Origin of the sequence: Klebsiella sp. JN_Kp126 (assembly GCF_033843325.1) — a bacterium.
Lineage (GTDB): Bacteria > Pseudomonadota > Gammaproteobacteria > Enterobacterales > Enterobacteriaceae > Klebsiella > Klebsiella michiganensis.
This window is the reverse complement of the sequence record NZ_JAWXQV010000072.1, coordinates 51,025-60,019: the sequence shown is the minus strand read 5'-3', so window position 1 is coordinate 60,019 and position 8,995 is coordinate 51,025. Positions and strand designations below refer to the sequence as shown.

Sequence of the window (8,995 nt, the reverse complement as noted above, 5' to 3'; positions counted from 1 at the left end):
AACTTATTGCTGACCACCTCCATAGGAGGTGGTGTTCATGCAGGGATAAAAAAACGCCGACACGAAGGCCGGCGTTTTTACCTTAAACGCGCGTTATTCAGGCCAGCGTACTGATTCGCGCCAGCTGCTCGAAGTAGTCCGGGAACGTTTTCGCCGTACACTTCGGATCAAGGATGGTGACCGGCGTATCGGAAAGCGCCACCAGCGAGAAGCACATTGCCATACGGTGGTCGTTATAGGTGCCGATCTCAGCAAACTGGAGCTTCGCGGGCGGAGTAATGCGGATGTAATCCTCCCCCTCTTCCACCTCTGCCCCCACTTTACGCAGCTCCGTGGCCATCGCAAACAGGCGATCGGTCTCTTTGACACGCCAGTTATAGATGTTGCGCAGCGTCGTGGTGCCCTTCGCGAACAGGGCCGCCGTGGCGATGGTCATCGCCGCATCCGGAATATGATTCATATCCATATCGATGGCGTTCAGTTCACCATGGGTGCAGGCAATGAAGTCATCGCCCCAGGTGACGGTTGCGCCCATTTTTTCCAGCACATCGGCAAAACGGATATCGCCCTGGACGCTGTTGCGGCCAATACCGGTGACTTTCACCGTTCCGCCCTTAATTGCGCCGGCGGCGAGGAAGTAGGATGCCGAGGAGGCATCGCCTTCAACCAGGTAGTCGCCCGGCGAGCGGTAGTGTTGATTGCCGCGTACGATAAAACGCTGGTAAGACTGATTTTCAACCTCAACGCCAAAGGTTTTCATCAGGTGCAGCGTAATATCAATATAAGGTTTGGAAACCAGATCGCCTTTAATCGCGATGACGGTATCCTGAGGCGCCAGTGGGGCGGTCATCAGGAGCGCGGTCAGAAACTGGCTGGAAACGCTGCCGTCCACTTCAACCTGGCCGCCGCTGAAACCGCCGCGCAGGCGCAGCGGCGGGTAGTTTTCCTGCTCCAGGTAATCAATCTGGGCCCCGCCCTGACGCAGCGCGTCAACCAGGTGGCCAATCGGCCGCTCTTTCATTCGCGGCTCGCCGGTCAGCACAATATCGTTACGGCCTAAACATAACGCCGCCGCCAGCGGACGCATCGCCGTTCCGGCATTACCGAGGAACAGTTCTAATGCTTCAGCCGCCTGCAGAGGGCCGCCGTTGCCGGTGACTTCACAGCGGGTACGATCGGAAGACAGGGTGTAATGAACTCCCAGCGCGCTCAGAGCATTCAGCATGTGGCGTACATCGTCGCTATCCAGCAGGTTGGTCAGCACCGTCGTGCCGCGGGCCAAAGCCGCCAGCAGCAAGGCACGGTTAGAGACACTCTTGGACCCGGGCAGGTTAATCGTGCCATCTACGCGTGCGATGGGTTGTAACGTCAGGGATTCCATTAAACTCAACTCTCAAACAAACAGAATAAAAACCCCGCAGACCGGCTGCGGGGATGAAAAAACGCGGCGGCGATTAACCGTGACGGCGTTCGAAGTCCTGCATAAAGTCGGTCAGCGCCTTCACGCCCGCCAGCGGCATGGCGTTATAAATGGAAGCACGCATGCCGCCCACGACGCGGTGGCCCTTCAGCGCATGCAGACCTGCGGCAAAGGACTCTTCGAGGAACAGTTTATCAAGCGCGCTGTCCGCCAGCTGGAACGGCACGTTCATGCGCGAGCGGTTCGCCGCAGCGACATCGTTGCGATAGAAACCGCTGTTATCGATGGTGCTATACAGCAGGTCGGCTTTCTGCTGGTTGATTTTATCCATAGCGGCAACGCCGCCCTGCTCTTTCAGCCATTTAAACACCAGACCTGACAGGTACCAGGCAAACGTCGGCGGCGTGTTAAACATGGAGTCATTGGCGGACAGGATGGAGTAATCAAGAATCGATGGGCAGGCTACGCTGGCTTTACCCAGCAGATCTTCGCGCACAATAATCAGCGTCAGACCTGCGGGACCGATGTTTTTCTGCGCGCCCGCGTAGATCACGCCATAGCGGCTGACGTCAATTTCACGGGATAAAATCGTCGATGACAAATCCGCCGTGACGACCACATCGTCGCCAAAGTTTGGCGCTTCTTCAATGGCAATACCGTCAATGGTTTCGTTCGGGCAGTAGTGCAGGTAGGCCGCGCCAGGGGTCAGCTGCCATTCGCTCATCGGCTTAACCGCGCGCAGGCCGTCAACGGTGATTTTGGCGTCGATCACGTTCGGCGTGCAGTATTTATGCGCTTCTTTTACCGCGCTGGCCGCCCAGTAGCCGGCATCAACGTAGTCGGCAACGGTTTTATCGCCAAGCAGGTTCAGCGGGATACCGGCAAACTGTCCGCGACCGCCGCCGTGGCAGAATAAAACTTTATAGTTGGAAGGAATATTGAGCAGGGAGCGAAAATCCTGTTCCGCTTCTTCAGCCACCTTAATGAACTCTTTACCACGGTGGCTGATTTCCATCACCGACGTCCCCAAACCGTTCCAGTCGCACAGTTCCTTTTGTGCCAGTTTGAGTACTTCCGCCGGCAGCATTGCCGGGCCTGAACTGAAGTTATAGACCTGAGCCATTTCCCCTCACCACTTGCTATGTTATTTACCCGCGAACCGTCGCGGGCATAAGTTATTCCTGTGGCTATCGGTTTTATCATTCAGTGACACGCACCGCAATGGCTAAAACTGAGCGTCGGGGAAATGCGGCCTCGCTCACACAAAAGAATCTGCCAGCTTGACGTCATAAAACCGACATAATTGCTGTCAGGTGACTCTTTTTGCCCGGCTGACCTTCGACCATTCTGCATTTGCGCAGCGAGGGCATAATTGTTTATCCCCGGCTCGTAGCGTAAGGATTGCGCTACAGCGAACGCAGGCATACTCGTCGTCCCGGGGTATCGTGGTAAAACGATCGGTAAAGCGGGAAGGAAGAATGGAGAGTCCGGCTTTAACATCGTCATCCTCATAGAAATAGAGGCTGATCTGCCCGTTGGTTTCCAGAATAGCCAGCCGCACCTGCCCCAGTTGCTCAACCCCGCTGATTCGCAGCTCCATAAAAAACTCAAATTCGGTCATGTTTTCCGCCTGCAGTTTCTCCCAGGCCAGCTCGCCGTTTTCCACAACAATAATCGGCTTACCCTCCAGCAGATCCTCCAGTTTTTCGCTATGCCCCATCAGCCACATAATCAATCGGTACAGCAGGGCCAGAGTGATAAAAACCGCCAGTACCGGCAGCATCGGAACGTCATCATAGAATGCGACGTCGCCCGCGGCCGAACCGAGGGTCAAAATGATGAGCACTTCGAACAGTGACATCTGACGAACGCCCCGCCGCCCGGTTATCTTGAGAAAAATAAATACCAGTACGAAGGTGTAGAGGCTCCGTAATGCCACCTCGGCCAGAAATTCCACGGGCACTTTATCCAGTGCCATACGATGCCAGTCAAATGTCTTCATGATTAACGCCTGAACAGTTATTGAGTGACATAAGCATAGCCAGACGATGGAGATAGCACCCGTCATCTAAAACCCGTATCATTGCGCGCTTTACGTACGATAAAAGTGACTGCCATGACTCAAACATTTATTCCCGGCAAAGATGCCGCCCTGGAAGATTCCATCGCTCGCTTCCAGCAGAAGTTGCACGACCTCGGATTCGATATTGAAGAGGCCTCATGGCTCAACCCGGTTCCGCACGTCTGGTCAGTGCATATCCGCGATAAAGAGTGCGCCCTGTGCTTCACCAACGGCAAAGGCGCCACCAAAAAAGCCGCGCTGGCCTCCGCGCTCGGAGAGTACTTTGAGCGTCTCTCGACCAACTATTTCTTTGCCGACTTCTGGCTGGGCGAGACTATCGCCAACGGTCCCTTCGTTCACTATCCGAATGAAAAATGGTTCCCGTTAACCGACGATGACGAAGTACCGGAAGGCCTGCTGGATACCCGCCTGCGCGCGTTCTACGATCCTGACGATCAGTTAACCGCCAGCATGCTGGTCGATCTGCAGTCAGGGAATGACGATCGCGGCGTCTGCGGTCTGCCGTTCACCCGCCAGTCTGATGGTGAAACGGTCTATATTCCGATGAATATTGTCGGCAACCTGTACGTTTCTAACGGGATGTCCGCGGGCAACACCCGCAACGAAGCCCGCGTTCAGGGCCTCTCAGAAGTGTTCGAACGGCATATTAAAAACCGCATTATCGCCGAAAGCATCAGCCTGCCGGAGATCCCGGCGGAGGTGATGGCGCGCTATCCGGGCGTAGTCGAATCGATCAATAAGCTGGAGGCCGAAGGTTTCCCGATTTTCGCTTATGACGGTTCGCTCGGCGGCAAATATCCGGTTATCTGCGTCGTGCTGTTTAACCCGGCTAACGGCACCTGTTTCGCCTCTTTCGGCGCGCATCCCGATTTCGGCGTGGCGCTGGAACGTACCGTTACCGAACTGCTCCAGGGCCGCAGCCTGAAAGATCTCGACGTCTTCACGCCGCCCACCTTCGACGATGAAGAAGTTGCCGAACATGCGAACCTTGAAACGCACTTTATCGATTCCAGCGGCCTGATCTCCTGGGATATGTTTAAGCAGGATGCCGACTACCCGTTCGTGGACTGGAGCTTCTCCGGAACCACGGAGGAAGAGTTCGCCACCCTGATGGCTATCTTTAAACAAGAAGATAAAGAAGTTTACATCGCCGATTACGAACACCTGAGCGTCTACGCCTGCCGAATCATTGTCCCGGGCATGTCTGATATTTATCCGGCGGAAGACCTCTGGCTGGCAAATAACAGCATGGGCGCACCTCTGCGGGAAACGATTCTTTCCCTGCCGGAAAGCGAGTGGGAAAAAGAAGATTATCTGGCGCTTATCGAACAAATGGATGATGAAGGCCTTGATGACTTCACCCGCGTGCGCGAACTGCTGGGTCTGGCGACCGGCAAAGACAACGGCTGGTATACGCTGCGCATTGGCGAGCTGAAAGCTATGCTCGCGCTGGCGGGCGGCGATCTCGAGCAGGCGCTAATCTGGACCGAGTGGACCATGGAGTTCAACGCCTCAATCTTTAGCGCCGAGCGCGCTAATTACTACCGCTGCCTGCAAACCCTGCTGCTGCTGAGCCAGGAAGAGGAGCGCCAGCCGCTGCAGTATCTGAACGCTTTTGTACGCATGTACGGCGCCGATGCCGTAGAAGCCGCCAGCGCCGCGCTGAGCGGAGAAGCGCCGTTCTACGGCCTGCAGGCAGTAGACAGCGACCTGCTCGCGTTCCCGGCTCATCAGTCGCTGCTGAAAGCCTACGAAAAGCTGCAGCGCGCAAAAGCAGCATTCTGGGGTAAATAAGCGCGCTTTACTGCCTGAATAACCCTATTATGGGGGCCGGCGAAGGCCCCCATTTTTTATGCTTTCCGCAACCCCAAAGCTCGATTGTAGCCATAAAGTTAATTAGTGGTGAGAAATAATAAAATCCCACCGCAAATATTGTTAATTTTAATAAAAATACCCCATTTTAATTAACCGAAAAACGGGGGTAAAATGAAAATAATCAACATTATTTGTAAATTTTAAAATTTATTTTTTCATTAAAAAACAATAAGTTAAATCAATATTAAGGCAAATCCACACACTCAAAAGGCCTATAGTTCCGGTAGGATATGATCTACATCAAATTCCCTTCTATAATGCTTTGTTAGTATCTCACCGCCAACTTACATAAAGAGAGAGTTAGTGTGAAAGCTGACAACCCTTTTGATCTTTTACTCCCTGCTGCCATGGCGAAAGTCGCCGAAGAAGCGGGTGTCTATAAAGCGACAAAACATCCGATAAAGACGTTTTATCTGGCGATCACCGCAGGTGTCTTCATCTCTATCGCTTTTGTTTTCTATATTACCGCGACAACCGGCACGGCCGGGATGCCATTCGGGGTTGCCAAACTGATTGGAGGCATCTGCTTCTCACTAGGTTTGATTCTCTGCGTTATTTGCGGTGCCGACCTGTTTACCTCAACCGTTCTTATCGTTGTCGCGAAAGCCAGCGGAAGAATCACATGGGGTCAACTGGCGAAAAACTGGCTCAACGTCTATGTTGGTAACCTGATTGGTTGCTTACTCTTTGTATTGCTGATGTGGCTTTCAGGCGAATATATGACTGCCAACGGTCAATGGGGACTTAACGTTCTGCAAACCGCCGACCACAAAATGCACCATACTTTTGTTGAAGCCGTGTGCCTGGGTATCCTGGCAAACCTGATGGTCTGCCTTGCGGTATGGATGAGCTACTCCGGCCGCAGCCTGATGGATAAAGCCATGATTATGGTTTTACCGGTGGCAATGTTTGTTGCCAGCGGGTTTGAGCATAGTATCGCGAACATGTTTATGATCCCGCTGGGTATCGTTATCCGCGACTTTGCAAGCCCGGAATTCTGGACCGCTGTCGGTTCAACTCCGGAAAGTTTCTCTCACCTGACCGTCATGAACTTCATCACTGATAACCTGATTCCGGTAACTATCGGGAACATCATCGGCGGTGGTCTGCTGGTTGGGTTGACATACTGGGTCATTTACCTGCGTGGCGACGACCATCACTAAGGGTTGTTTCAGGCAGTAAATAAAAAATCCACTTAAGAAGGTAGGTGTTACATGTCCGAGCTTAATGAAAAGTTAGCCACAGCCTGGGAAGGTTTTGCGAAAGGTGACTGGCAGAACGAAGTCAACGTCCGCGACTTCATCCAGAAAAACTATACCCCGTACGAAGGTGACGAGTCCTTCCTGGCTGGCGCAACTGACGCGACCACCAAGCTGTGGGACACCGTAATGGAAGGCGTTAAACAGGAAAACCGCACTCACGCGCCTGTTGATTTTGATACTTCCCTTGCATCCACCATCACTTCTCATGACGCTGGCTACATCGAGAAAGGTCTCGAGAAAATCGTTGGTCTGCAGACTGAAGCTCCGCTGAAACGCGCGATTATCCCGTTCGGCGGCATCAAAATGGTAGAAGGTTCCTGCAAAGCGTACAATCGCGAGCTGGACCCGATGCTGAAGAAAATCTTCACTGAATACCGCAAAACTCACAACCAGGGCGTGTTTGACGTTTACACCAAAGACATCCTGAACTGCCGTAAATCTGGCGTTCTGACCGGTCTGCCGGATGCCTATGGCCGTGGTCGTATCATCGGTGACTACCGTCGCGTTGCGCTGTACGGTATCGACTTCCTGATGAAAGACAAATACGCTCAGTTCGTCTCTCTGCAAGAGAAACTGGAAAACGGCGAAGATCTGGAAGGAACTATTCGTCTGCGCGAAGAAATCTCTGAACAGCACCGTGCGCTGGGTCAGATCAAAGAAATGGCGGCAAAATACGGCTGCGATATCTCTGGTCCGGCAACCACCGCTCAGGAAGCTATCCAGTGGACCTACTTCGGCTACCTGGCTGCCGTTAAATCTCAGAACGGCGCGGCAATGTCCTTCGGTCGTACCTCCAGCTTCCTGGACATCTTCATCGAACGTGACCTGAAAGCCGGTAAAATCACCGAGCAAGACGCACAGGAAATGATTGACCACCTGGTCATGAAACTGCGTATGGTTCGTTTCCTGCGTACCCCTGAATATGATGAACTGTTCTCTGGCGACCCGATTTGGGCAACCGAATCTATCGGCGGTATGGGCGTTGATGGCCGTACTCTGGTCACCAAAAACAGCTTCCGTTTCCTGAACACCCTGTACACCATGGGGCCGTCTCCGGAGCCGAACATCACCATTCTGTGGTCTGAAAAACTGCCGCTGAGCTTCAAAAAATACGCCGCGAAAGTGTCCATCGATACCTCTTCTCTACAGTACGAGAACGATGACCTGATGCGTCCTGACTTCAACAACGATGACTACGCTATCGCTTGCTGCGTAAGCCCGATGGTTGTTGGTAAGCAAATGCAGTTCTTCGGCGCGCGTGCTAACCTGGCGAAAACCATGCTGTACGCAATCAACGGCGGCGTTGATGAAAAACTGAAAATGCAGGTTGGTCCTAAATCTGAACCGATCAAAGGCGACGTTCTGAACTTCGACGAAGTGATGGACCGCATGGATCACTTCATGGACTGGCTGGCTAAGCAGTACGTCACTGCGCTGAACATCATCCACTACATGCACGACAAATACAGCTACGAAGCTTCCCTGATGGCGCTGCACGACCGTGATGTTATCCGCACCATGGCATGTGGTATCGCAGGTCTGTCCGTTGCGGCTGACTCCCTGTCTGCAATCAAATATGCGAAAGTTAAACCGATTCGTGACGAAAACGGTCTGGCTGTCGACTTCGAAATCGAAGGCGAATACCCGCAGTTTGGTAACAACGACTCTCGCGTCGATGATATGGCCGTTGACCTGGTTGAACGTTTCATGAAGAAAATTCAGAAACTGCACACCTACCGCAACGCTATCCCGACTCAGTCCGTTCTGACCATCACCTCTAACGTTGTGTATGGTAAGAAAACCGGTAACACCCCTGACGGTCGTCGCGCTGGCGCTCCGTTCGGACCAGGTGCTAACCCGATGCACGGCCGTGACCAGAAAGGTGCTGTTGCCTCTCTGACCTCCGTTGCGAAACTGCCGTTTGCTTACGCGAAAGATGGTATTTCTTACACCTTCTCTATCGTGCCGAACGCGCTGGGTAAAGACGACGAAGTTCGTAAAACTAACCTCGCCGGCCTGATGGATGGTTACTTCCACCACGAAGCGTCCATCGAAGGCGGTCAGCATCTGAACGTCAACGTTATGAACCGCGAAATGCTGCTCGACGCGATGGAAAACCCGGAAAAATATCCGCAGCTGACCATCCGCGTATCCGGCTACGCAGTACGTTTTAACTCCCTGACGAAAGAACAGCAGCAGGACGTTATTACTCGTACCTTCACTCAGACCATGTAATGGTATTGGCTGAAATCGTACAGTAAAAAGCGTACAATAAAGGCTCCACGCAAGTGGGGCCTTTTTAGCAATATCATCCTGCCCCAGTCTCTTTTGTCTGCTGTCTATACTTTATGGATA

At 53.0% G+C, this 8,995-nt stretch carries 6 protein-coding genes; 3 read left to right on the top strand and 3 right to left on the bottom strand.

Features of this window, described 5'->3' with window-relative positions; all coding sequences use genetic code 11:
* Positions 1 to 97: 97 nt before the first annotated feature.
* The 3 genes from aroA to SIK97_RS16925 form a co-directional block, all read right to left on the bottom strand.
* Positions 98 to 1,381 carry a 3-phosphoshikimate 1-carboxyvinyltransferase gene (gene aroA, locus SIK97_RS16935; protein WP_004849473.1) on the bottom strand — a complete coding sequence of 428 codons (1,284 nt, stop codon included), beginning with the start codon at positions 1,379 to 1,381 and terminating at the stop codon, positions 98 to 100.
* Between the two features lie 73 nt (positions 1,382 to 1,454).
* Complete coding sequence (serC, locus tag SIK97_RS16930) at positions 1,455 to 2,543, bottom strand: 3-phosphoserine/phosphohydroxythreonine transaminase (protein ID WP_004849472.1); 1,089 nt, start codon at positions 2,541 to 2,543, stop codon at positions 1,455 to 1,457.
* A 186-nt stretch (positions 2,544 to 2,729) separates the two neighbouring features.
* The gene (locus SIK97_RS16925) at positions 2,730 to 3,422 is read right to left on the bottom strand and encodes a DUF421 domain-containing protein (RefSeq protein WP_014228639.1); all 693 of its coding nucleotides are present in this window, start codon (positions 3,420 to 3,422) and stop codon (positions 2,730 to 2,732) included.
* Positions 3,423 to 3,536: 114 nt separating this feature from the next.
* Between SIK97_RS16925 and ycaO the strand changes: the two genes are divergently transcribed.
* The 3 genes from ycaO to pflB all read left to right on the top strand — a co-directional run bounded on the left by ycaO (position 3,537) and on the right by pflB (position 8,875).
* Complete coding sequence (gene ycaO / locus SIK97_RS16920) at positions 3,537 to 5,297, top strand: 30S ribosomal protein S12 methylthiotransferase accessory factor YcaO (RefSeq protein WP_014228638.1); 1,761 nt, start codon at positions 3,537 to 3,539, stop codon at positions 5,295 to 5,297.
* Between the two features lie 386 nt (positions 5,298 to 5,683).
* Positions 5,684 to 6,541, top strand: a complete 858-nt coding sequence (gene focA, locus SIK97_RS16915; protein WP_004849465.1) for a formate transporter FocA — start codon at positions 5,684 to 5,686, stop codon at positions 6,539 to 6,541.
* A gap of 51 nt (positions 6,542 to 6,592) precedes the next feature.
* Positions 6,593 to 8,875, top strand: a complete 2,283-nt coding sequence (gene pflB, locus SIK97_RS16910) for a formate C-acetyltransferase (protein WP_014228637.1) — start codon at positions 6,593 to 6,595, stop codon at positions 8,873 to 8,875.
* Positions 8,876 to 8,995: the final 120 nt, after the last annotated feature.

Coding starts and splice junctions, on each gene's coding strand:
- aroA (WP_004849473.1), bottom strand. CDS start 1,381: ATGGAATCCCTGACGTTACAACCCATCGCACGCGTAGATGGCACGATT.
- serC (WP_004849472.1), bottom strand. CDS start 2,543: ATGGCTCAGGTCTATAACTTCAGTTCAGGCCCGGCAATGCTGCCGGCG.
- SIK97_RS16925 (WP_014228639.1), bottom strand. CDS start 3,422: ATGAAGACATTTGACTGGCATCGTATGGCACTGGATAAAGTGCCCGTG.
- ycaO (WP_014228638.1), top strand. CDS start 3,537: ATGACTCAAACATTTATTCCCGGCAAAGATGCCGCCCTGGAAGATTCC.
- pflB (WP_014228637.1), top strand. CDS start 6,593: ATGTCCGAGCTTAATGAAAAGTTAGCCACAGCCTGGGAAGGTTTTGCG.